The organism is Bartonella sp. AA2SXKL (assembly GCF_042197205.1).
In the GTDB taxonomy this organism is placed as follows: domain Bacteria; phylum Pseudomonadota; class Alphaproteobacteria; order Rhizobiales; family Rhizobiaceae; genus Bartonella.
In genome coordinates, this window is the sequence record NZ_JBHIRN010000094.1 from 1 (window position 1) to 445 (window position 445).

The following is a 445-nucleotide window of genomic DNA, read 5'->3' on the forward strand; positions in this document are numbered from 1 at the left end:
AATCAAAATTATCAAAAAATCTTTACCTATAAGCCTAATTCTTCTTGTTATGCTGTCATTGCTGATCTTCCGGGAGCTGGTGCGTTGGCGTATCGCTTAAAAGTTGCAGCATATAGTGATCTTGCCGCGCAAGAAGAATTAAGGGTAGAACAGTCGATTTTTGTCCATTCACCGCAAAAAAACTCCGTTTGGTATAATATTTCTGTTCAACCAATGGCAAGGCGAAGAAAAAAGTTTTTATTTTGGCGTATTGCCGATATTTCTCATTTGCAAGAGTGTCGTGAAGTTTTTTTCTCAAACCTTCAAGAAGCTATCAATCACTTAGATCAAGCGCCTGTTGGTTTTTTATCCGTTAATACACAGGGAACGATTCTTTATGCAAATGCGATTTTTGCCGAATGGTTTTCAATTGATTTGGCGAATTTTACTGTGGGGAAATATAGTT

Annotated in this window: 1 pseudogene; it reads left to right on the top strand. The window is 37.3% G+C overall.

The features are described from left to right. Positions 1-445 (top strand): annotated as a pseudogene (locus ACFINS_RS09970) (hybrid sensor histidine kinase/response regulator); the annotation flags it as partial.